Source organism: Arthrobacter monumenti (assembly GCF_054511255.1).
Map to the genome: position 1 here is coordinate 135,102 of NZ_JBTNCY010000007.1, position 21,869 is coordinate 156,970.

Below are 21,869 nucleotides of genomic sequence, written 5' to 3' on the forward strand. Positions count from 1 at the left end.
GCCTTGACCTGTGAGTACTAATCCAACCCGCGTCTACGTTTCACGTCTGCTCGGACTGGACGTTTTCGACCCGCTGGGCGACCGGATCGGCCGCCTGCGCGACGTCGTCGTTCTGGCCCGGGGAACCAACGCTGCCCCGCACGTGGTGGGCATCGTCGTCGAAGTGCTGGGCAAGAAACGGGTGTTTGTGCCGATGACCCGCCTCACCTCCATTGATCAGACCGAAATTATCTGCACCGGACTGGTCAATATGCGCCGCTTTGAGCAGCGCGGCCGCGAAACCCTGGTCGCGGCGGAGCTCTTCGACCGCAGGGTCGCCCTTGCCGACGGCAGTGGGGATGCGACCGTGGAAGACATCGCCATTGACCGGCAGAAATCCGGCGACTGGCTCGTCTCCAAGCTTTACGTACGCCGGGGACACGCGACGTCGAAGCTGCGCAGCCGCCGCCGCAGCAAAGAAACCATGATCATCGACTGGGCCGACGCCGTCCATGGCGACGCCAACGAGCCGCAGCCGGCCACGCAGTTCGTAGCCACCCATGAGGATATGAAGGCCGCGGACTTCGCAGAGGCACTGCACGAGATGAACTTCAAGCGCCGGGTGGAAGTCGCCGGTGAACTGCAGGATGAGCGGCTGGCCGACATCCTGCAGGAGATGGCCTACATCGACCAGGTGCAGATCCTCTCCGCGCTGAAACGTGAACGCGCCGCCGATGTGCTTGGTGAGATGGATCCCGACGACGCGGCCGACCTGCTTTCCGAGTTGCCCGAGGCCCAGGCCGAGGACCTGCTGCAGTTGATGGAGCCCTCCGACGCCGAGGACGTCCGCCGTCTGCTGGAATACGAAGAAGGAACGGCAGGGTCCCTCATGACGCCTGTCCCGCTGATCCTGCCACCCGAAGCGACGGTTGCCGAAGCGCTGGCACACGCGAGACAGGATGACATCTCCCCTGCCTTGGCATCCATGGTTTTCGTATGCCGGCCGCCGCTGGAGACGCCCACCGGCCGGTATCTGGGCGGTGTCCACCTGCAGGAACTCCTGCGCAATCCCCCTCCGGAATCGCTGGGGAACCTGCTGGACCGTAACCTCGAAGCCGTTTCCGATATGGCCGAGGTCAGCGAGATCGCGCGTATGCTCGCGACCTATAACCTGAATTCGCTGCCAGTGGTCAACGACGCCGGCCGCTTGGTTGGAGCGGTCACCGTCGACGACGTACTCGACCACCTGCTGCCCGACGACTGGCGCCTGCACGACGATGATGCACCGCTGCGGAAGATTGGAGGACGCATTGGCTGATCCAAAGTCCAAGGCAAAAGGACCGGTGAAGAGCACCGCTGAGGGCCTCGACACGCCACGCGAGGCCCGGACCCGGCTGCTGCCACGGTTCTCGCCCAACCCGGACGCCTTCGGCAGCATGACGGAAAACTTCGCCCGCTTCATGGGCACGCCGCAGTTCCTGCTGTACATGACGGTGTTTTGTATTTTCTGGCTCGTCTGGAACAGTCTCGCTCCGGAAAGCTGGCGTTTCGACAGTGCCGCACTGGGCTTCACCCTGCTGACCCTGATGCTCTCACTGCAGGCCTCCTACGCAGCACCGCTGCTGCTGTTGGCACAGAACCGGCAGGACGACCGTGACCGCGTATCGCTGCAGCAGGACCGGCAGCGAGCCGAACGGAACCTCTCCGATACCGAATACCTCACCCGTGAACTCGCATCGCTGCGGATCGCGCTGCGCGACGTGGCCACCCGCGACTTTGTGCGTTCCGAGCTGCGGTCGGTGCTCGAGGAGGTTATCGACGCCAGGGACAACCCGGAGCAGGACAACGAAGGTTCTGCCGAACGCACAGCCCGGAGCGAACAGGCACACCGGAACAGACAGCGGGACAGTTAGAATCGGGGCATGCCCTCCCCCGTAGTTGATGCAGTCCACCGCGCCTTGAACGGTGTGCTGGACCCTGAGCTGCGCCGGCCCATCACCGAGCTGGGGATGGTGCACAGCGTGGACGTGGACGACGACGGCGCCCTCACCGTGGTCGTGCTCCTCACCATTTCCGGTTGCCCACTGCGGGAAACCATCACCGGCGACGTCACCAAAGCAGTGGAAGGCCTGGAAGGTGTCAGCTCGGTGAACGTAAAGCTGGATGTAATGACGCCGGAACAGCGCCAGGCGTTGAAAGACCAGCTGCGCAGTTCCACCGGCGGGCGGGGCATTCCCTTTAACGAGGAAGGATCGCTGACCAAGGTTTACGCGGTCGCGAGTGGCAAAGGCGGAGTCGGCAAGTCGAGCGTTACAGTCAACCTCGCCTGCTCGATGGCGGCAGCAGGTTTGCGCGTAGGGATCATCGACGCCGACGTCTACGGATTTTCCGTACCCCGGCTAATGGGAATCGATCAAACTCCAACCAGGGTGGACGAGATGATCCTCCCGCCTGTTGCTTACGGGGTTAAGGTCATCTCCATCGGGATGTTCGTCACCGGAAATCAACCAGTGGCCTGGCGTGGACCGATGCTTCACCGCGCCCTCGAGCAGTTCCTGACCGATGTCTACTTTGGCGACCTGGATGTACTCCTGCTGGACCTGCCTCCGGGCACCGGTGATGTGGCGATCTCAGTCGCGCAACTACTGCCGGGCTCGGAAATCCTGGTGGTGACAACGCCGCAATCGGCCGCGGCCGACGTTGCTGAACGGGCCGGTGCGATAGCTCTGCAAACCGGGCAGAAAGTCGCCGGCGTCATTGAAAACATGTCTCATCTGGTCCTTCCCGATGGGACATCCATGGAAGTTTTCGGATCGGGCGGTGGGGAGAACCTTGCCTCCAGGTTGAGCTCCACCATGCAGACCGGGGTTCCCCTGCTCGGCAGCATCCCCCTCGATGTTGCATTACGCGAAGGCGGGGACGAAGGGTCTCCAATTGTCCTCGATCCGGACAGCAGCCCGGCAGCCCGTGAGTTGGCAAGGATCGCCGGTCAATTGAGCCACCGGCCCCGGGGGCTGTCAGGCATGAAACTGGGCGTCACTCCGAAATAAGCCGCTCCCCTTCGAGGCTGCCGGTTTCTCACGTGCCTGTCTGGTGGTATCCAGCATCCTGGGTTCGCCCCGGATCGGTGCCCGGCCGCGCTTGTACGCCCTTGTTGCGTCCAAGGCTCCTCGGCGTTGCTTGGTGCGTTGTCGGCATCGGTCCAGGTGGTGGTGTGCCTGGTGGTGGCGGTGCTGTTGATTCGTAGGTGTGGCCGGTGGGCGTGGTGAGTTGGACGCTGTGCCTCGGCCCATCAATAGGTTTGGCTGTGAAGCCAGGCGCTTCCTTCGCGAGATTGCAAAGTTGACACAATCCCTGGGAGTTTGCCTCACTGGTTTGCCCACCTTTGCTGTGTGGGGTGATGTGGTCGATGTGCCGGATCGGCGCGTCGCACCAGGGCGTTCGGCAGGTTTGATCCCGGCTGATGAGGAATTTTCGTAATCCTTGAGGGAAGATCCTTGCCCTGGAGTCCATGCTGATCAGCCGGCCGGTGTCCGGGGCTGTGTAGAGCCGGCGGATCCATACCCGGCCTGCGGCGGTTTCGCCGCCGTTGTCGCCGTCCGTGTTGCCGCCGTCGCGGATCAGATTTCTGGCCCACCCGGCCGGTACGGTTCCATAGCCGCGCAGGTAGGCGGGTTCGTTGTCGCCGGCGAACAGGGTCCGGTCGGTCATGATCAACTGGACTTCGACTCCGGCCCCGGTGGCTGGCCGGTCTTTACTATCGGCGGCTGCCTGTCTCTGGGGGACGGTCTGTCCGGGCTCCCCGCTCTCTGCCTGCAGCGTCGGATCTTCGGAGGAGCCGGCCATACCCGCAAGACCGGTCGTTGCAGCGGCTTCGGGATTTTTGCCCGGCACGGGGTGGGTGAAGGTCCGGCCGGTGACGCGTTCGACGAGTGTGTCCGCCATGATCTGTCCGCGGCCGCGCTCGTCGCCGGTGATCCGGATGTGGTGATCCGCCGCCCGGGTCAGGGCTGCTTTGACCGCGACGCCCTGGGCCACCGGCAACAGCCCCGTCACGTACGTCATGGTGTCCGGGGCGGGCCGGCAGGTGACCGTGCGTTCGGATTCGGCCTTCGCGGCACGGCGGACCACCGAGCGCGGATCCAGCCGATAGGCGTGCTTCTTCGCCTCGCTGATCAGGCTCCGGTCTCCCAGGCCCTTCAGTGCAGCCGGTTCTGCGGACATGCCCCATCGACCCGGGCACGGTCTTCGACATCGAGACAGGCGGTCTCGCGGACCAGGATCGTCGCACGCCACTCGTTGAGCACGCCGATGGTCAGTGCGTTCAGGGTGTGCGGCATTTCGTTCACCAAGGCCTTGCCCACACTCAAGTGCCGGCTCCCCAGGGCCGGGCTGTCGTGCCGGGCGAGAGCAATCTGGGAGATCACCCCTTCACCCGGTTTTGCCCGTGTTCCGGCCTCAGACTCTTTTCTGCGTCGGGAGTTATCAAAGCTCACGGTGGCGCGGGCCTGGGCCGCAGCGGCCGCCGACTTCAGCTTCTCCAAAGCCTCGATCCGGTCAATCAATTCCGCATCCGAAACGTGCTGGTCCAGGCCGGACAGGGACGACGCGAAATCCACTATGGCGGAACTGCCGACGGTTGCCGGAGAGGACGCCATACGAGAATCCGCAGCACCGGGCGGGTCCGCCCTCTGGGGGACCCGGTTTCCGGCAGGTTGCCGTGTGTTCCCGGACGTTGATGTATCGAACATGTATTCGACACTACCGGGCCAGTTCCGGCCATACTATGGTTCGCCACGACTATGTGGACAACCCGGATGGCTACTCACCATGTGGAGGACAAGTCGCCCGTATGGACGAATAGTGAAGTACTAAAGGAGTTCAAAGTCGCCTGGGCGTTGACCGTCCTGGCTAAGTGGCCTCAAGGTCGAAAGGTGCCTGCTGCCCTACTGAGAGCCGCTCCAATCTGCTTTTGCCCGTATTGGAACTGGATGAAGCACCTGCGCCCGCATTGCTTGGAACACCGGTCCCTGCTGCAGCGCTTGAGGAAGACGAGGTTTTCGGGGCTGACTCATTTTTATTGGCCGCGGCTGCCGCTGCTCCGGCCGCGCCAGTCGCAGCAGCAGCTCCCGCTGCCGCCGTCGCAGCAGTTCCAGCTCCCGCAGCCGCACCGGTGCCCGCGCCGGTCCCGGTGCTGCTACCCGCGTCCTGTGATGCCCCCGACGGGCTGGACCCGCTGGGTTTCGGCCCGTTTGGACTCTGTGGCTTTACCGGCTCAGGGTCGTCATCCTCGAGCAAAGCCTCGCGGATGATGCGCCGGGGGTCATACTGGCGCGGATCCAGCTTCTTCCAGTCGACGTCGGTGAATTCCGAACCGACTTCATCCTTAAGCTGTTGCCGGGCGCCAGTCGCCATCCGGCGGAGTTCCTTCACCAACCGCCCCAGCTGAGCCGCGTATTCGGGCAAGCGCTCGGGACCGATCACCAGTACAGCGATGACCGCCAGAACGACGAACTCAAGCCCATTAATTCCAAACACGAGGAAAGATTACCCCCTTGGCCGCGCAGGCAGCGATTTTGCGGAAACTCCGCTACCGGCCAATTTCGCTGAACCCCTGCCAGATCCTGTCGAACACTCCGGCCGGTTCGGGATTGACCGGCCGCGCCAGCTGTGCACGGTCCGTCGCCGCGACGTGGGCTACGGCGGCGGCCACCTCGGTCACCGGGAGGTCGGACTCGACGGTGTACCAGGCCTCTTGGGACTGGAAGGCTATCTGCCAGCGCTCACCGTGCCGGAACCACATCTGCGTGACAGTGTCGTTGCTCATGTCCAGCGGTACCGGTGAGAAGCCATCCGACGCGGGCGACTGTCCGGTGGCGGCGTTGATAACCGGGGCGGAACCGGCGGGGGGCGTTTCGAGGTCGGGGACCTCGCTCTTCCTCCGCTCATAGACCGTAATCGTCGAATCGCCCCTGGCGAGCACGAGCTCCACGGTCGGTTGGCCCGCGACTTGGTAGCCGCGCGCGTGTTCAAGGTGATAGCCGAGTCCGGCCAATTCGGGGCAATTCCACCCAGCGGCACGAAGTTTATCGAGGTCCCCCGGCGCCATGGCCGCCTCTTGAGCCACAGGCTGGTTTGGGCCGCTGATGGACTTGGCCTCGGCAAATACCGAATCCGCTACGTCTGCTTCGGTGCCGGCACCGCCTCCGGCTATATAAGCCCCACTCAGGGTCACGACGACCACCAAGGTGGCCGACCCCGCCGCTGCGAGAAGTTTCTTCGTCCGGGGACTCTCCGACTCCACCCATGCAGTCCTTGGGCCGCCGGCCAGCGCCGGTCCCTGCTGTGGAGCGGACGGCGGATCCGTACGCACGCTGCGCGCCAGAATGCGTTCGGCCAAATCGCTGCGTGGTTCCGGCTCGGGAATTTCACGCAACCGCTGCTGGATCCGGCGGTCCACCTCAACCTGGCCACGGCACTGGGGACAATTGTCCAAATGCCGCTCAAAGCGCTGGAGCGTACGGCCTTTGAGACCGCCCTCCAGATATCTGGTAACCGGATGACGCAAGTACATTGTCAACTAATCAGAGCGCACCCGCCACGCGCGGCATCTTCAGGCGCGGCGCACCCGACTGGACCCGCGGGTCACGGTGTGCCAGCTTTTCACGAAGCATGGTGCGTCCACGATGGATGCGCGAACGGACGGTTCCAAGTTTGATGTCGAGTGCGTGCGCAACTTCCTCGTAGGAGAGTCCTTCGATATCACAGAGAACGACGGCGGCACGGAAGTCCGGCGGCAGATCCTCCAACGCTGCCTGGATATCGAGATCCAGGTTGTTGAATTCGAAACTGCGCTCAGGGCCGGGGTCCCTCCCGGGAAGGCGGCTCTCGGCGTCGTCGGCCAGGCCGTCAAACCGAATACGTTGCTTACGGCGCGCCTGGTCGAGGAAGAGGTTGGTGGTGATGCGGTGCAGCCAGCCATCGAGAGTTCCGGGTTTGAAGTTGGCCAGGGAGCGGAATACCCGGACGAAGACCTCCTGGGTGAGATCTTCTGCGTCAAAGCGATTGCCGGTCAGGCGGTAAGCAAGCCGGAAAACCTTGGCTGAGTGATCGTTGACGACTTCTTCCCACGTCGGAGGGACCCACGCAGCGTGCTCGTTCTGCACGGCTTCGCCGCCCGTCGTTGCCAGCGGGCTGTTTGGTCCAGACATCGTTGCTCCCATCTCGTCCCGAACAGTGCGCGGTATCTCGACCGGCCAGCTGCCGGTCACCGCGGAGACCTTATGTATAGTGTTCGAGACTGCCTCATCTGCGGATGCCCTAGGTATTTATGATTCCTGATCAAGCTGAACGTTTTCTGTATGGTTCCGCCCTTAGAAGCGGAAAGTGCAGGCGATTTTGCGGCACCACTCATAACAGCAGCGCGCTTGAACGTATTCCCGCCGCGTTAACAGTAGGCTTGGCGGGTACGAGCATTGGCGGCAGCAGGAAAGTGAAGGCATGAGCGCGGATAAGTCGAGCAGCTGGTCCTATGCGGAGGGCCTGCCCGAAGAGGACGATGTCCTCCTCCGCGCCAGGGAACGCTCCCATGAACTCGGAGTTAAGCCGGTCACCACCGGTGTTGCCGCCGCCCTGACGGTATTCGCTGCCGGTTCGAAGGCCAATACAGTAGTCGAGGTTGGCTCCGGTGCGGGAGTCTCCGGTGTCTGCCTGTTGCGCGGGCTCGGCCGACAGTCCGTTTTGACCACCATCGATGCCGACGTCGATCATCTGCGTGCCGCCCGCGAGGCCTTCGCTGAGGCAGGCATCCCCGGCAACCGCACCCGGACCATCTCCGGCAAGGCCGCCGACGTCCTGCCGCGCTTGACCGACGGCGCCTACGACATGGTCTTCATCGACGCCGACAAACTTTCGTATCCGACCTACGTTGAGCAAGGCATCCGGTTGCTCAAAGCCGGTGGAATGCTGATCATCAACGACGCCCTGGACCACGACCGGGTATCCAACCCTGCCAACCGTGAGGCGACGACCAATGTGCTTCGCCAGGTCGGCCGCATGGTCCGTGAGGACGAGCGGATGGTCTCCGCACTCCTCCCCACCGGCGACGGACTGCTCCTCGCCGTCAAGCAAGGCTGACCGCACCACCGACAGGAATGGCCGGTCACGCCCTCGTCAAGAGAGCCTGACCAGCCATCCAAGCGGTCCGGTAAGGACTGCAGTTACGCGTTGTTGGACGCCAGTTCCCGCTCCAGCGGAAAAGCCGGCGGGTGCACATTGGCCATTTCCTCCAGCACCCGGATGACCTGGCAGCTGTAGCCGAACTCATTGTCGTACCAAACGTAGAGGATGACGTTATTGCCGGCGGTGATTGTTGCCAGGCCATCGACAATTCCGGAACGACGGGAACCGACAAAATCGTTGGAGACGACTTCCGGTGAGTCGATGTAGTCGATCTGCTTGTGCAGGTCGGAGTTCAGCGACATGTCCCGAAGGTAGGCGTTTACCTCATCCTTCTCAGTGGCGTTTTCGAGATTGAGGTTAAGGATCGCCATCGAGACATCCGGGGTTGGAACGCGGATGGCGTTTCCGGTCAGTTTCCCGGTCAGTTCAGGCAGTGCCTTGGCGGCTGCCTTTGCCGCACCGGTTTCGGTGATCACCATATTCAGTGCCGCGGAACGTCCGCGCCGGTCGCCGGCGTGGAAATTGTCGATTAGGTTCTGGTCGTTGGTGAACGAGTGAACCGTCTCCACGTGGCCGTGGACAATACCGTACTTGTCGTTGACCGCTTTCAGCACGGGCACGATGGCGTTCGTGGTGCACGACGCCGCGGACACGATGCTGTCTTCCCCGATGGTGTCGTGGTTGATGCCATGCACGATGTTTTTGATGTCGCCCTTGCCGGGGGCGGTCAGCAGGACCCTGGCAACGCCCGGGCAGGCGAGGTGCTTGGAAAGACCCTCAGCATCGCGCCAGCGGCCGGTATTGTCGACGACGACGGCGTCCTTGATCCCGTAGGCGGTGTAGTCGACGGTGGACGGGTCATTGGAGTAGATCACCTGGATTAATGTGCCATTGGCGAGGATCGTGTTGTTGACCTCGTCGACGGTGATCGTGCCTTCGAAGGGCCCATGCACGGAATCCCGGCGCAGCAGGCTCGCACGCTTGATGAGGTCCGAGTCGGAGCCGCGGCGGACAACGATTGCCCGCAGTCGCAGTCCGGTTCCGCCGCCTGAGTGTTCAATCATGATGCGGGCCAGCAGGCGCCCGATCCGGCCAAAGCCGTACAGCACGACGTCGGTGCTGGTGCGTTCGTCCGTGCCATGGCCGCCAACGACGTCGGCAAGTTCGGCACGCAGGAACTCCTCCAGCGACCTGCCCGCACCTTCCTGGCGGAAGCGGACACCCAGCCGGGCGACGTCGATCGAGGCAGGCCCAAGATCCAGGCTGCTCAAGACCTGCAGCACCGGCAGGGTCTCCTCCAACGGCAGTTCGACGTTATCGATCTGCCGGGCGAAACGGTGCGCCTTCAGCAGGCCGACGACCGACTGATTGATGAGACTGCGGCCGTAGACCGAAATGACCACGTTGTTTTCGCGGTACAGCCGCCCAATGAGGGGAATCATCGCCTCAGCGAGTGCTTCGCGGTTGATCCACTGATCGAGACACTTCTGTGACTGCTGGCTCAAGAAAATTACCTTCCGTCCCGACCGGGTACTTCATCGTCGCCGGCCGGATTGCAATGTTTGCCCCTGTGCTGAATGTTCCAGCAGGACGGCCTCTCCGGCTTTCGCCGGCACGTCACTGCTCCGCGCATACGTCACCCTGGTGACTGACAGAGTCGTTCAGGGGTGTGGGCGCCTCGCCCATATCTATTCTAAGCTGGCCTGCATACCACTAATGACGAATAAGTGTGAGTTCACTCATAGTGCCTAGTCCGCGCTGGCGGGCAACGACTGGGACTGCTACGGATTAAAAGCCTTCGCGCAGGAAGTTCAGCAGCAATCTCGTTCCATAGCCCGTCGCTCCCTTGCTGATCTCGTGTTGATCCGTGTCCGCCCTGGCTGGTCCGGCAATGTCCAGATGCACCCAAGGGGTCACACCCACGAACTCGCGCAGGAACAGTGCCGCGAAGATCGACCCGCCCTGGATTTTGGCCGACGGCGCGGGGATGTGGGTGAAGTCCGCGATCGGTGATTTCAGGGCAAAGGTGTAGTCCTCCACAAGCGGCATCGGCCAGACCCGTTCTCCGGTCGCATCGCCTGACCTTTGGAAGGCGGAGGTCAGTCCGTCGGCATTGCTGAACAGAGCGGCGTCGTGCTTGCCCAGTCCGACGGCTGCCGCGCCGGTCAATGTCGCGACGTCGATCAAAACGTCAGGGGCCAGCTCCTGCACCGCATAAGCCAAGGCGTCAGCCAGCACCATCCGGCCCTCGGCATCAGTGTTCCCTACCTCGATCGTGGTGCCACCAAAGGCCGTCACGACGTCCCCCGGCCGGTACGATTCGGCTCCAATCGCATTCTCGGCGAGCGCCAGCAAGGCGGTCACCCGGTATTCGACGCCGAGTTCAGCGGCGGCCTGGATGGCCGAGAGCACGACAGCGGCACCGGCCATGTCAGTCTTCATCGGCATCATGGCCTCGCGCGGCTTGAGCGAGATCCCTCCGGTGTCAAAGGTAATGCCCTTGCCCACCAGGACGATGTGTTTGGCGTCCCCGGCCCCCACGCCGTCCGGCGTGTAGCCCAGCTGGACCAGACGCGGCGGAGCAGATGCCGCGCCACCGACGGCGGTCAGCCCGCCAAAGCCTTCGGCTGCGATCTGCTTCTCATCCCAGACCCGGATATTGAGCCCGGCGGATTCGGCAAGCCGCCTGCTCTGGGCAGCCATCCACTCCGGATTCTTCACGTTGGATGGCATATTCGTCAGGTTCCGGGTCAGCCACGTTGCCTGGGCAGTGACCACGGACGTCCGGACAGTTTCTTCGTCCGCTCCGGTCAACTCCAGCTGCCGGGCCATCGGCTTGGGCGTGTTCGTCACTCCCGCCCGTGGCGCCCGGTATCCGCCCAGCAGGAATCCCTCGGTAAACGCCCGTTGGGATTCTGCATCCAAGCCGTCGACGACGCTTGCCCGCACCTTCGACCCTCCGGTCGTGGCCTTGGCCAGTGCTGCCCCCGCCCGGCGCAGGCTCTTGGCACTTTCGTCACCGACGCCAAGCAGGATCAGTTTCGCCGGGAGGTCATCACGGTTCCGTGGCGCGGGAACGATGAGGATTTCGGCTGCCTGGCCACTGACGTTGTTGAGTTCGGCAACACAGGCGACATCGACGTCGTACGCAATGGCCACCTGCACAGCCGTGGGCCGGGGCTGTGGAGTCCCGCGTTCCTCGCCGCCATTTCCCGCTGCCGGAACCGCGATTGTCGCGGAGCCATTGCTGTCGAGACCGCCGTTTCGGGGCACGGCAATGGGAACCACCAGGACGACCACGTCTGCTGCGGCGGCATCCTCCGCCAGCGACCCGCCGTCGTTGGCCGACGGCAACGCGACGACCGCCGTCATGGCAGGCTCCAACAACGCTTTTTCCAATGTCCTGCGGGTGGTTTCCGGCATAGCCTGCATCTCTCCCGAGTCAGTTATCTGTGACACCGAGCAGGCAGTCTTTGAGGCTGCCCGCCTCCTGCGCATTCAGTTCAACGACCAACCGGCCGCCACCTTCGAGTGGCACGCGCATGATCAGACTGCGCCCCTCTTTAGTGACTTCCATCGGACCATCGCCGGTCCTGGGTTTCATGGCCGCCATAAGGAATTTCCCTTCCACAGTGGAGGCGCCGCAGTCGCAGCGCAATTCGCGTCAACACTAATCTCATGGCACCGGACACCGGCATCACCCTCGCCGGCAACCCACGCTGACCTTTCCGGGCCGCCGGGCGCCATGCATTGTCTACCTCACATTATCCTGTTCCGACCGCCGGAACGGTTAATTACGGTGGATAGTCGCCGCCACCGGGAAGCTGCTCCCACAACCACAGCCATGCCACCCAGACAATCTGCAGCAGCAGGAAGAGGACGACGACGGCGGTCCGGTAGGCGCGCGACTTCGAAATGTAGACGGTCGCCAGGGCCAAGGGAAACAGCGGAAGCAGCAGCCGGAAGGTGCTGGTTTGCGGATGCAGGAAGGCCAGCAGGTACAGCATGTAGGCCGCACACCAAATCCGCAGGTCCGTGCCGATCCGGCGCACCGCCGCAGAATCAAGATAGGCGACGGCGGCCAGCACCAGCAGCAGCGGCGCCAGCAGTCCAAACACGTCTCCGAACAGTTTTTGGCCGGTCTCGAACCATGGCAGGAAGAGCACCAGATCCTCTCCCCGCCAGGCGGTTTCCGTTTCGGTGTAGGCGTCGAACTGGCCGGTCACCCACCAGGCGATCAACGGCCAGGCAACCGCCCCGACGGCACTGGCAACGCCCAAACCGGCCGCGCGCAGCATTTCAGGAAGCGGGAACGGATCATGCCTTCGGTTGATGAACCGCATGAGGAGATGGACGGCGATCATCGCGGCGAAGGGAACACCGGCCGGCCGGGCCAGGCACATCAACAGCACGATCGGCACGGCGGTTAGATAGTCGCGGCACAGCAACAAGTACAGGGAGGCCGCCAACAGCAGCAGGTGGAGCGATTCCGCGTAGCCAACCTGCAGGATCGGCGACACCGGGAACACGGCCACCAGCGCGACACCCCACAGCGCGTTCTCGTGGGCGCTGCGGTTGCCGCTGGAATCGTACGACGACGACCGCCTCGCCGCCGTCGTGCCGACCAGCAGGAACAGTTTGTAGATCACCAGCATGGCGGCCAGTCCTGCCAGCGTTGCCAGCAGTGGAGCGGCCACTTTCCATTCAAGTCCGGTCAGTGCGTGGACGATGCGGACGGTGAAAGGGAACAGCGCGTAGAAAGCCCAGGCATTCGTCAAAGTTTCCCCGGAATCGCTGCGGGGAATCTCCTCGCGATAGCCACCGCTGTAGATCCGCTCGTACCATTCGGCGTCCCAAATGTTAATGAAATCCAGATACGCAGGCTGGCCAGGACCCCACGGGCTCGGCCCTTGATGACGGGCCACGGCCACGAAAATGCAGACCGATACAACCCGGGTCAGAGCATAAATCAGGCCAACCTGAACGTACCAGGGCCAGAGCCGTGCGGCACCGGCAGCTCTGCGGACCGGGTATGCCAGTGCCTGGCCCAGCGTTCCGTTGCGGCGCTCGTCAAACATCAGCGGCCCGCACCGGCTCAAGCATCGTCGTCGGCGCGCGTCCCGGTCCTGTCCCCGGGAGTATCGTCTGGCATGATGGCTGTCCCGTCTTCGGCAGGACCTTCCACACCGTCTTCGGCAGGACCTTCCGCACCGCGACCGCCCATTATGCCTGCGTGCTTCTCCAGCTCGGCGATCCGTTCGTCCCTGCCCGCCAGCTCGTCGCGGAGGCAGTCGAGCACCTCGTCAACCTGGTCCATCCGGTACCCGCGGAACGCCGGCGAAAAACGCAACCTGTCGACGTCGTCCGCTGTTGGGTGGGGCGGCAACAGCACCGGCGGCAGATTCGCCACAGGCTCCGCCAGCCCCTGGACAGCCGGCACTTCGCCACGTTCCCAGCGCCAAGCGGCAGCAGCTTCCTTACCGTCACTGGAACCCTGCCGGTTAAACCTGCCCAGGGCCATAACGACGACGAATCCCGCCGCCAGGATAGCCAGGAACACCAGGAAGAAAGTCACAGCACTATCGTGCCAGATCGGCGGCGCAGCCTTTCGGCTCCCGCCTATTGGTGACGGACATCCTGGACCACGGCGCGGACGGCTTCTTCGGCGGAGTCGACCAGATGCACCAGTTTCATGTCCGACGGCGAGACCATACCTTCGGCGACGAGGGTCTCCTCCAGCCAGCCCAGCAGCGGGCCCCAGTAGGCCTTTCCGATCAGCACGATGGGAAAAGATGTCACTTTTCCGGTCTGAACCAGGACCATCGCTTCGAAGAGCTCATCCAAGGTCCCGAGCCCGCCGGGGAGCACGATGAATCCTTGCGCGTACTTGACGAACATGGTTTTGCGGGCGAAAAAGTAGCGGAAGTTGACCCCCAGGTCCACCCACTCGTTCATCCCCTGCTCAAACGGGAGCTCGATACCGAGGCCAACCGACACGCCGCCGGCTTTCCAGGCCCCTTTGTTCGCCGCTTCCATCGAGCCCGGGCCTCCCCCGGTAATGACGGCGAACCCCGCGTCGACTAGCAGGCGGCCCACATCCTCCGCCATCCGGTAGTAGTCGCTGTCCCCGCTGGTGCGTGCCGACCCAAAGACAGACACGGCGGGCCCCAGCTCGGCGAGGCTCCCGAAACCTTCGACGAACTCGCTTTGGATCCGCAGCACCCGCCACGGGTCTGTGTGCGTAAAACCGCCCGGAGTGGTCGTGTCCAGCAGCGACTGGTCCGACGTCGGGGTCTTCGACAGCCCGCGCTTCAGCTCCACAGGTCCCTTGCGCCGGGACGGAACTTCCTCGTGGTGGTTCAGTTTTCCGCGCTCAATCATGCGTCAAGGCTAGCCGACGGGTCTCTCTTCAATCACGATTTTCAACTTTCCGGCAAATGAGGGTTACTAGCAGGTCACTATTCGCTAGATTCGTTCCATGACTAGTGATTCATCGGCGAGCACTGTGCCTGCTTCCAGCCCTGCGGACGGCACCGAACCGCTCGTGTCCCTGAAGAACGTCAACAAACACTTTGGCGAGCTGCACGTCCTCAAGGATATTAATCTCGCGGTAAAACGCGGGGAAGTCGTTGTAGTCATTGGTCCCTCCGGCTCCGGCAAATCCACTTTGTGCCGTGCCATCAACAGACTTGAAACAATCGACGACGGCGATATTGCCATCGACGGCAATCACATGCCCTCTGAGGGCAAGGCGCTGGCCAAGCTCCGGTCCGACGTCGGCATGGTCTTCCAGGCCTTCAACCTTTTCGCACATAAATCCGTGCTGCACAACGTAACCCTGGGTCCCGTCAAGGTCCGCAAGATGAAGGCGCTGGAGGCGAAGGACCTTGCCATGAGCCTGCTGGAACGGGTGGGCGTGGCCAACCAGTCGGACAAGTTACCGGCACAGCTATCGGGCGGGCAGCAGCAACGTGTGGCGATCGCACGGGCATTGGCAATGAAGCCCAAGGTCATGCTCTTCGATGAACCCACGTCGGCGCTGGACCCGGAGATGATTAATGAGGTCCTCGACGCAATGGTCGCGTTGGCTAAAGAGGGAATGACGATGATTGTTGTGACGCACGAAATGGGCTTTGCCCGTAAGGCTGCGGATCGAGTTTTGTTCATGGCTGATGGACAAATTGTGGAAGAAGCTACACCGGAGGAGTTCTTCACGAATCCAAAGAGTGCCCGGGCCAAGGACTTCCTGGGCAAGATTCTCACTCAATAGCGATTCCATATCCACCGGCTTTTCCATGTGGGGGGAGCCATCTAGCAAGGAGAAAAACATGCGCAATACCCGAAAGGCATTCGCCGCAATTGCCGCGGCCGCAGCCTTGACGCTGACTGCTTGTGGCGGCGGAGGAGGAGGCGGCGGCGATGAAGCCGGCGGCGGAGGCGAAGGCAACAGCGAGAGCATTCGCATCGGCATCAAGTTCGACCAGCCTGGCCTGGGCTTGCAGGAAGGCGACAGCTATACCGGCTTCGATGTTGATGTCGCCAAGTATGTCGCCGGTGAACTGGGCTACTCGGAAGATCAGATTGAATGGGTCAACACGCCGTCGGCTACGCGGGAGACCCAGCTTTCCAACGGCCAAGTTGACATGATCTTTGCAACCTACTCGATCACTGAGGAGCGGAAGGAACAAGTAGCTTTCGCCGGCCCGTACTTCGTCGCCGGCCAGGACCTGCTGGTTCCGGTTGACTCGGATGTGCAGGGTCCTGAGGACCTGAACGGACTCACACTGTGTTCCGTTACCGGTTCCACTTCAGCTCAGACGATTAAGGATGAGTATGCCAAGGACGTGAATCTGCTTGAACAGCCGGGTTATGCGGAGTGCGTATCGGCCATGCAGGGTGGCAACATCGACGCGGTGACCACCGATGACATTATCCTTGCTGGTCTGGCTGCCGACCCGGCCTATGAAGGGCAGTTCAAGGTCGTCGGTAATACCTTCTCCGAAGAGCGTTACGGAGTTGGCCTTCCTCAGGACAATGACATTTGTGAAGACGTCAACGACGCGATCACCAAGATGATTGAGGACGGATCCTGGCAGAAGTTCCTTGACAGCAACCTTGAAGGCATGGACTTCGAGCCGAATGCTGAAAAGAATCCGCCAGAGCCTGACGCCTGCGCGTAGCACCATTTGGTTTTGGGGGCCGGTGAGACACTTCACCGGCTCCCAAAACTCTTCATGCCACTGCATGCAACTTAAATTTTCCTGATCTGACAGACGTGCAAGAAAGCGGGTGAGCCATGGTTGAGTACTTTGAAGGGTTTTTCTCCCTGTTCGCGCAATACGATGTCGTTGGCGCGTTCTGGCTCAATATCCAGCTCACATTCTGGGCAGCCATCGGTTCCTTCATCGTTGGAACGATCATCGCCCTAATGCGCATATCGCCCATCGCAAGTCTGCAGTGGGCGGGGGCTGCGTACGTAAACATTTTCCGCAACACCCCATTGACTATCATTATTGCCTTTGGCGTCTTGGGTCTCTACGCTCAACTCGGCGTGAATCTATCGGAAAATTTCGATGAGACCCTCTTCAGATTGGCGGTCATTGGCCTGTCTGTCTACCACGCGGCTTTCGTCTGCGAATCGATCCGCAGTGGCGTCAATACAGTGCCACTCGGACAAGCCGAGGCTGCCCGCGCCATCGGTCTAAGCTTTTTGCCGGCCGCCCGGTTGGTCATACTTCCGCAAGCCTTCAGGGGAGCCATTGCCCCGTTGGGCAATACTCTGATCGCGCTGACGAAGAACACGACCGTTGCCGTAGCCGGTGGCGTAACGGCGCAGACCGCCGGACTGATGCAGACCATGATCGAATTCCGCCCCGACGTTATTCTCGCTATTTTTATGACTTTCGCTCTGGGCTTTGTGGCCATTGTGATACCCATCGGCATGCTGACCACCTATCTCTCGAAGAAACTGGCGGTGTCCCGATGAGCGCACAGAAAAACGTTCTTTTCGATGCACCTGGACCTAAATCCAGGAGCAGAATCCGAATCGGAAACATTATTGGCGCACTCGTCATTGCTGCGGTCATTGCCTGGGTACTTTTCGGCCTCTACCAGCAGGGACAGCTGGCTGCGGGCAAATGGTCACCGTTCTTAACTGCGGACGCATGGGAGTTCTATCTCGTGCCCGGACTTATGAGCACGTTCAAGGCAGCCGGAGTCGCAATCGTCACGTCGACGGTCTTCGGCGTCATCTTCGGTCTCGGCCGGCTGGCCAACAACAGTTTCATCCGGAGCATCTGCGGGATCATCGTTGAATTCTTCCGGGCAGTTCCAGTGCTGCTGATGATGATTTTCTTCTACATGCTGTTGGCAGTATCCGGGCTGTTCGCGCCAGGCGAGGCCCCCTTCTACGGTGTCGTTATTGCGCTGACGCTGTACAACGGCTCTGTTATTGCAGAGTTGGTCCGCTCCGGAGTACATGGCCTTCCCAAGGGGCAGCGGGAGGCCGCGATGGCCATTGGCATGACCCGTCCGCAATCGCTGCGTTCAGTTGAATTGCCGCAGGCCTTGCTGGCGATGCTCCCCTCCATCATCAGCCAGTTCGTCGTTATTCTGAAGGACACGGCCCTGGGCTACATCATTACCTACGATGAATTGCTCCTGAGTGCGCGGCTGCTGGGTTCCGGCAACGGCAACATCTTGCCGGCCTTGCTCGTGGCGGCGCTGATTTTCATCATCATCAACAACGTCCTCAGCTGGGTGGCCGAGCGCTCCTCAGTGTTCCTCAGCCACCGCGGTGCGAAGACCAAGACCACCGTCGTCGAAGATGCGGCCTGACGGTCGTTGATATCGGTATCTGGTGTGCCTCAGACAGAATGTCTAGGCCAGCCACGTCCGCAATGCCGCCAGGCAGTCGCGGATGGCACCGGCGTAGACGTGCTCGTTGTCGGTATGTGCAAGCAGTGAATCCCCAGGCCCGAAGTTCACGGCTGGAATGCCGAGTTCGCTGAAGCGGGCCACGTCGGTCCAGCCGTACTTCGGCTTGGGTTCGGCACCGACCGCCTCCACGAAGGTCGCGGCGGCGGGATGGTTGAGCCCGGGGCGTGCTCCGGGAGATGAGTCTGTGACGACGACGTCGAAGTCCTCCAGCAGCCTGCGGACATGCGCCTCGGCCTGTTCCTGGTTTTTATCCGGAGCGAACCGGTAATTCACCTCGACGACCGTCTTATCCGGAATGACATTCCCCGCGGTGCCGCCATGGATCTTCACGGCGTTCAGGCTCTCACGGAAGGCGAGGCCATCGACGTCGACCGTGGCCGGCTTGTACGTCTTCAGCCGGACCAGGATTTCCGCCGCCGCATGAATGGCGTTCTCCCCCATCCAGGCGCGGGCCGAGTGGGCTGCCTTCCCCGTCGTCGTCACCTCGAACCGGGCAGTGCCATTGCAGCCGCCCTCAACCGTTCCGTTGGTCGGCTCGAGCAAGATCGCGAAATCGGCGTCCAACCAGTTCCGGTGGTGATCCGCCAGCCGGCCAAGACCGCTCAACGAAGCCTCGACCTCTTCGTGGTCGTAAAAGATGAAGGTGACATCCCGGTTCGGGGTATGCAGACCGGCCGCCAGGGCCAGCTGCACCGCGACGCCACCCTTCATGTCCGTCGCCCCGCGCCCGAACAGGATGTCGCCGTCCCATTGAGAAGGAACAGTTCCCCGTGAGCCCTCCGCCGTCGGCAGCGGAACCGTGTCGAGGTGGCCGGCCAGGATGACCCGCTCCTTCCGGCCGAGGTTCGTTCGGGCCATCACCGCATCGCCGTCCCGGAGCACTTCCAGATGGCCGAGATCACGCAGGGCCGCTTCGACGTCGTCGGCAATTTGTTGTTCATTGCCGGAGACGCTGTTGATGTCCATTAGTGCCGCAGTGAGCGCCGCGACGTCCTGGTGCAGGTCAAGTGGGTTGCTCGAAGTAGTCACCTGCTAAGCCTACGACGACGGCACCCCCGCAACGCCAGTAATCCTCCGTTACGCCACGGAGAAGCGCCCGGTATGGCTGAACGCCCCAGCGCCGATAAACTGGACCAATGACTTCCCCCTCCGCAAACGACAACGCTCCCAACTCGCTGCGCCACGCCTACGGATTTGGCCTGGCCACCGTTGCCCCCGACTCGACGGTTCTTGACGTCTGGTATCCGGCTCCAGCCCTCGGCGCTGCCAACGACGCGGACCGGAGCGTTGAACAGCAGTTGGAAACGTTGGCCAGGGAAGGCGACGACGCCGACCGCGGAACCACCCAGCGTGTTGTGTTCGCGGACATTGATTTGGATACGGCACCTGCAGATACGGCCGATGCCTACCTGCGGCTGCACCTGCTGTCGACCCGTCTCGTGACGCCCAACAGCATTAATATGGATGGTGTCTTCGGCAAACTTGCCAACGTCGTCTGGACCAACTTCGGCCCCTGCCTGCCCGAAGGTTTTGAGCTGACCAGGCTTAAACTGCGCCGCCGCGGACACGTGCAGGTACACGGCGTCGACAAGTTCCCGCGGATGAGCGATTACGTTGTACCGGCGGGCGTGCGGATCGCCGACGCCGATCGGGTCCGCCTCGGTGCACACCTCGCCGAAGGCTCCACGGTGATGCACGAGGGCTTCGTTAACTTCAATGCCGGAACGCTCGGCGCCTCCATGGTCGAAGGGCGCATCTCGGCCGGCGTGGTCGTCGGAAACGGGACGGACGTCGGTGGCGGCGCGTCGATCATGGGCACCCTCTCCGGCGGTGGCAAGGAGAGGATCAAGCTCGGTGAGCGCGTCCTCCTCGGTGCGAACTCCGGCGTTGGCATCAGCATTGGCGATGACTGCGTGGTCGAAGCGGGACTGTATGTAACCTCTGGCACCCGGGTGCGCGTCCTGGTGGCAGGAAGCCGGAAGTCCAGCACAGATTTGGGCGCCTCGGTGGATTCCGCAGGCGGGGTGCAGTCTGCCGACGCGCAGACGTCCCAGCCGCACCGCGGCACCGTCGTCAAGGCTGCGGAATTGTCCGGGCTGCCGAATCTGCTGTTCCGCCGCAATTCAACCTCCGGCGAAGTTGAGGCGCTGCCACGCCAGGGACAAACCGTGGCGTTGAACGCAGCCTTGCACGCCAACTAGTGGTTAGCCGCCAGCGCAAGCGCCGACTCCGGCGCGCCGCGGTCCTGGCGACGCTGCTGGCGCTCATCGCCGCCGGCATCGTCGTCGCCGTGGGTTATCTGCAGGAGAACCAGACGCTCGTCCGCGAGCGGTGCACCGCCGTCGTCGGACCTGATTCCTATGAGCTTGACCCGGATCAGGCTGCCAATGCGGCGCTGATCACCGGGCTTGCAGTGCAGCGCGGCCTGCCTCCGCGGGCTGCCTCCATCGCGCTGGCGACGGCTATCCAGGAATCAAAACTGCGCAACATCGATTACGGTGACAAGGATTCGGTTGGGCTCTTCCAGCAGCGGCCGTCGCAGGACTGGGGTACGCCGGAGCAGCTCCTCGATCCGGTCTACGCCACTAACGCCTTCTACGACGTGCTGGTCCAGATCGAGGGTTACGAAGACCTAGCGGTCACCGATGCGGCCCAACGCGTCCAGCGGTCCGCGTTTCCCGACGCGTACGCCGACCACGAGGACGAGGCGCGTGCCTTTGCCTCCGCCCTGACAGGTCAATCCCCCGGTTCGTTGAACTGCACACTGCGGAGGCCGGAGGCGCCGGGAGATCCGCAAGCCGTCATCTCCGGATTAACCACCGCTTTCGGCAACTATCCGACGACGGCGGGAGACCGCGCCGTCGTGGTTCAAGCCAGTGGAGCCAAGGGTTGGGCCATTGCGCATTGGGCGGTGGCAAGCGCGAAGGAGCTCAATATCACCGGGGTAAGCTTTGCCGGCCTGCAGTGGTCGCGTGCGGAGGCCGAGTGGTCGCAGGCGGAGACCGAAACCGGCCAGGTCCGCATCACGCTCGCCGGTCCGGACGACGTCAACGGGAATAACTAAACCAGAAGTTCGACGATCGGCTGAAGGAAGCTGCGCAAGGCATCCTCGTCCTCAAGCAGATGCCGGCTCATGATCAGTCTGTCCGGTTCGATATACCATGCGCGCTGTTCCTGCAGGGGCAACTCGATGATATTCAAGGTGAAGCTGCGCGCATTCCGCCCAAGTTCCATTTCGCGTTCCTCCACCAGTTGGGCTAGAAGCCGTGGCTCCCCCGTGATCTGGCGGGTCGCTTCCAGTCTGGTGTATTCAGCTTTGCGCTCCCGGCCCCAGCTCAGGGCGGCGCCGAAGTGTGCCTGGCAGAACCGCTGCAATGCCGGAGACCCGGTGAAGGCCAGGAAGCCCGGCGGATCCATTACCGTGACGGCATTCGGCTTGCCGGCGGCGAGGGCGTGCCACCAGGTGGACCACTCGATCCGCAACGCCTCCACGCCCCCGGCCCGGGCGACCGCCTGCCGTGGATCGACGGGACGGACCTTTGGCTCTGCTGGCGAAAGTGCTGGATCGCCGGCGCCATGAAGCCCCGCCGCATCGCGCAGGTACAGGGCAAGCAACATGGTCCCGGAGGTGTCGAGCGTGATGCGCCAGCCAGGACCGCCGGTGTGATGCATGATTGGTTCCCAACTGGCCGCGCAAACAGGACTGTTCCTCAGGGTAACGCTCACACCGGCACTACTCCAGTCCTAGATTAAAGGCCGACCGGGAACAG

The 21,869-nt window shown here is 62.5% G+C and carries 22 protein-coding genes and 1 pseudogene; 10 read left to right on the plus strand and 13 right to left on the minus strand.

Annotated elements, in window-relative coordinates; translation table 11 throughout:
• Positions 1-10 precede the first annotated feature (10 nt).
• The 3 genes from ACX80B_RS11945 to ACX80B_RS11955 are packed head-to-tail and all read left to right on the plus strand — an operon-like array spanning position 11 to position 3,029.
• A complete protein-coding gene (locus ACX80B_RS11945; RefSeq protein ID WP_459296362.1) occupies positions 11-1,297 on the plus strand; it encodes a magnesium transporter MgtE N-terminal domain-containing protein in 1,287 nt (428 codons plus the stop codon).
• Positions 1,278-1,892 (plus strand): DUF1003 domain-containing protein, encoded by a 615-nt coding sequence (locus tag ACX80B_RS11950; protein WP_459296364.1) that lies wholly within the window; start codon positions 1,278-1,280, stop codon positions 1,890-1,892. Before ACX80B_RS11945 ends, ACX80B_RS11950 begins: the two co-directional genes overlap by 20 nt.
• A 9-nt stretch (positions 1,893-1,901) precedes the next feature.
• Complete coding sequence (locus ACX80B_RS11955) at positions 1,902-3,029, plus strand: Mrp/NBP35 family ATP-binding protein (protein WP_459296366.1); 1,128 nt, start codon at positions 1,902-1,904, stop codon at positions 3,027-3,029.
• Positions 3,030-3,057: 28 nt separating this feature from the next.
• Here the strand turns inward: ACX80B_RS11955 and ACX80B_RS11960 are convergent, their stop codons facing one another.
• The 5 genes and pseudogenes from ACX80B_RS11960 to sigE all read right to left on the minus strand — a co-directional run bounded on the left by ACX80B_RS11960 (position 3,058) and on the right by sigE (position 7,190).
• On the minus strand, positions 3,058-4,203 hold the full coding sequence (locus tag ACX80B_RS11960; RefSeq protein WP_459296368.1) for an HNH endonuclease: 1,146 nt from the start codon (positions 4,201-4,203) through the stop codon (positions 3,058-3,060).
• A complete protein-coding gene (locus ACX80B_RS11965; RefSeq protein ID WP_459296370.1) occupies positions 4,179-4,637 on the minus strand; it encodes a hypothetical protein in 459 nt (152 codons plus the stop codon). The genes ACX80B_RS11960 and ACX80B_RS11965 overlap by 25 nt, the downstream gene beginning before the upstream one ends.
• A gap of 595 nt (positions 4,638-5,232) precedes the next feature.
• Positions 5,233-5,517 (minus strand): annotated as a pseudogene (locus tag ACX80B_RS11970) (twin-arginine translocase TatA/TatE family subunit); the annotation flags it as partial.
• Positions 5,518-5,569: 52 nt separating this feature from the next.
• Entirely contained in the window at positions 5,570-6,553 is a 984-nt protein-coding gene (locus ACX80B_RS11975; RefSeq protein ID WP_459296372.1) for an anti-sigma factor, read from the minus strand.
• 10 nt (positions 6,554-6,563) lie between these two features.
• The gene (gene sigE / locus ACX80B_RS11980) at positions 6,564-7,190 is read right to left on the minus strand and encodes an RNA polymerase sigma factor SigE (protein WP_459296374.1); all 627 of its coding nucleotides are present in this window, start codon (positions 7,188-7,190) and stop codon (positions 6,564-6,566) included.
• Positions 7,191-7,479: 289 nt separating this feature from the next.
• On the opposite strand from sigE, the gene ACX80B_RS11985 reads away from it, so the two are divergent.
• The gene (locus ACX80B_RS11985; protein ID WP_459296376.1) at positions 7,480-8,115 is read left to right on the plus strand and encodes an O-methyltransferase; all 636 of its coding nucleotides are present in this window, start codon (positions 7,480-7,482) and stop codon (positions 8,113-8,115) included.
• Between the two features lie 83 nt (positions 8,116-8,198).
• Here the strand turns inward: ACX80B_RS11985 and ACX80B_RS11990 are convergent, their stop codons facing one another.
• The 6 genes from ACX80B_RS11990 to ACX80B_RS12015 form a co-directional block, all read right to left on the minus strand.
• Positions 8,199-9,665: a glyceraldehyde-3-phosphate dehydrogenase gene (locus ACX80B_RS11990; protein WP_459296378.1), complete on the minus strand. Its 1,467-nt coding sequence runs from the start codon at positions 9,663-9,665 to the stop codon at positions 8,199-8,201.
• Positions 9,666-9,948: 283 nt separating this feature from the next.
• Entirely contained in the window at positions 9,949-11,619 is a 1,671-nt protein-coding gene (locus ACX80B_RS11995) for a leucyl aminopeptidase family protein (RefSeq protein ID WP_459296380.1), read from the minus strand.
• Positions 11,603-11,773: a DUF3117 domain-containing protein gene (locus tag ACX80B_RS12000; protein ID WP_081744661.1), complete on the minus strand. Its 171-nt coding sequence runs from the start codon at positions 11,771-11,773 to the stop codon at positions 11,603-11,605. Before ACX80B_RS12000 ends, ACX80B_RS11995 begins: the two co-directional genes overlap by 17 nt.
• A 181-nt stretch (positions 11,774-11,954) precedes the next feature.
• Positions 11,955-13,238 (minus strand): hypothetical protein, encoded by a 1,284-nt coding sequence (locus ACX80B_RS12005; protein WP_459296382.1) that lies wholly within the window; start codon positions 13,236-13,238, stop codon positions 11,955-11,957.
• Positions 13,239-13,255: 17 nt separating this feature from the next.
• A complete protein-coding gene (locus ACX80B_RS12010) occupies positions 13,256-13,735 on the minus strand; it encodes a DivIVA domain-containing protein (protein WP_459296384.1) in 480 nt (159 codons plus the stop codon).
• Positions 13,736-13,779: 44 nt separating this feature from the next.
• Positions 13,780-14,541, minus strand: coding sequence for an LOG family protein (locus ACX80B_RS12015; RefSeq protein WP_459296386.1), 762 nt, complete (start codon positions 14,539-14,541; stop codon positions 13,780-13,782).
• A gap of 97 nt (positions 14,542-14,638) precedes the next feature.
• Between ACX80B_RS12015 and ACX80B_RS12020 the strand changes: the two genes are divergently transcribed.
• The 4 genes from ACX80B_RS12020 (at position 14,639) to ACX80B_RS12035 (ending at position 17,997) form a co-directional block, all read left to right on the plus strand.
• Positions 14,639-15,430: an amino acid ABC transporter ATP-binding protein gene (locus ACX80B_RS12020; protein ID WP_459296388.1), complete on the plus strand. Its 792-nt coding sequence runs from the start codon at positions 14,639-14,641 to the stop codon at positions 15,428-15,430.
• 58 nt (positions 15,431-15,488) lie between these two features.
• Positions 15,489-16,340, plus strand: a complete 852-nt coding sequence (locus tag ACX80B_RS12025) for a glutamate ABC transporter substrate-binding protein (protein WP_459296390.1) — start codon at positions 15,489-15,491, stop codon at positions 16,338-16,340.
• A 116-nt stretch (positions 16,341-16,456) separates the two neighbouring features.
• Complete coding sequence (locus ACX80B_RS12030) at positions 16,457-17,146, plus strand: amino acid ABC transporter permease (RefSeq protein ID WP_459296392.1); 690 nt, start codon at positions 16,457-16,459, stop codon at positions 17,144-17,146.
• Entirely contained in the window at positions 17,143-17,997 is an 855-nt protein-coding gene (locus ACX80B_RS12035) for an amino acid ABC transporter permease (RefSeq protein WP_459296394.1), read from the plus strand. Before ACX80B_RS12030 ends, ACX80B_RS12035 begins: the two co-directional genes overlap by 4 nt.
• Positions 17,998-18,039: 42 nt before the next feature.
• Here ACX80B_RS12035 and dapE read toward each other — a convergent pair whose 3' ends face one another.
• Complete coding sequence (gene dapE, locus ACX80B_RS12040; RefSeq protein WP_459296396.1) at positions 18,040-19,128, minus strand: succinyl-diaminopimelate desuccinylase; 1,089 nt, start codon at positions 19,126-19,128, stop codon at positions 18,040-18,042.
• A gap of 107 nt (positions 19,129-19,235) precedes the next feature.
• Between dapE and dapD the strand changes: the two genes are divergently transcribed.
• On the plus strand, positions 19,236-20,300 hold the full coding sequence (dapD, locus tag ACX80B_RS12045; RefSeq protein ID WP_459296398.1) for a 2,3,4,5-tetrahydropyridine-2,6-dicarboxylate N-succinyltransferase: 1,065 nt from the start codon (positions 19,236-19,238) through the stop codon (positions 20,298-20,300).
• On the plus strand, positions 20,300-21,163 hold the full coding sequence (locus ACX80B_RS12050) for a hypothetical protein (RefSeq protein ID WP_459296400.1): 864 nt from the start codon (positions 20,300-20,302) through the stop codon (positions 21,161-21,163). Before dapD ends, ACX80B_RS12050 begins: the two co-directional genes overlap by 1 nt.
• Here ACX80B_RS12050 and ACX80B_RS12055 read toward each other — a convergent pair.
• Entirely contained in the window at positions 21,160-21,771 is a 612-nt protein-coding gene (locus ACX80B_RS12055) for a hypothetical protein (protein WP_459296743.1), read from the minus strand. The genes ACX80B_RS12050 and ACX80B_RS12055 overlap by 4 nt on opposite strands.
• Positions 21,772-21,869 lie beyond the last annotated feature (98 nt).

Coding starts and splice junctions, on each gene's coding strand:
- ACX80B_RS11955 (WP_459296366.1), top strand. CDS start 1,902: ATGCCCTCCCCCGTAGTTGATGCAGTCCACCGCGCCTTGAACGGTGTG.
- ACX80B_RS11960 (WP_459296368.1), bottom strand. CDS start 4,203: ATGTCCGCAGAACCGGCTGCACTGAAGGGCCTGGGAGACCGGAGCCTG.
- ACX80B_RS11965 (WP_459296370.1), bottom strand. CDS start 4,637: ATGGCGTCCTCTCCGGCAACCGTCGGCAGTTCCGCCATAGTGGATTTC.
- ACX80B_RS11975 (WP_459296372.1), bottom strand. CDS start 6,553: ATGTACTTGCGTCATCCGGTTACCAGATATCTGGAGGGCGGTCTCAAA.
- sigE (WP_459296374.1), bottom strand. CDS start 7,190: ATGTCTGGACCAAACAGCCCGCTGGCAACGACGGGCGGCGAAGCCGTG.
- ACX80B_RS11985 (WP_459296376.1), top strand. CDS start 7,480: ATGAGCGCGGATAAGTCGAGCAGCTGGTCCTATGCGGAGGGCCTGCCC.
- ACX80B_RS12000 (WP_081744661.1), bottom strand. CDS start 11,773: ATGGCGGCCATGAAACCCAGGACCGGCGATGGTCCGATGGAAGTCACT.
- ACX80B_RS12005 (WP_459296382.1), bottom strand. CDS start 13,238: ATGTTTGACGAGCGCCGCAACGGAACGCTGGGCCAGGCACTGGCATAC.
- ACX80B_RS12015 (WP_459296386.1), bottom strand. CDS start 14,541: ATGATTGAGCGCGGAAAACTGAACCACCACGAGGAAGTTCCGTCCCGG.
- ACX80B_RS12020 (WP_459296388.1), top strand. CDS start 14,639: ATGACTAGTGATTCATCGGCGAGCACTGTGCCTGCTTCCAGCCCTGCG.
- ACX80B_RS12025 (WP_459296390.1), top strand. CDS start 15,489: ATGCGCAATACCCGAAAGGCATTCGCCGCAATTGCCGCGGCCGCAGCC.
- ACX80B_RS12030 (WP_459296392.1), top strand. CDS start 16,457: ATGGTTGAGTACTTTGAAGGGTTTTTCTCCCTGTTCGCGCAATACGAT.
- ACX80B_RS12035 (WP_459296394.1), top strand. CDS start 17,143: ATGAGCGCACAGAAAAACGTTCTTTTCGATGCACCTGGACCTAAATCC.
- dapD (WP_459296398.1), top strand. CDS start 19,236: ATGACTTCCCCCTCCGCAAACGACAACGCTCCCAACTCGCTGCGCCAC.
- ACX80B_RS12055 (WP_459296743.1), bottom strand. CDS start 21,771: ATGCATCACACCGGCGGTCCTGGCTGGCGCATCACGCTCGACACCTCC.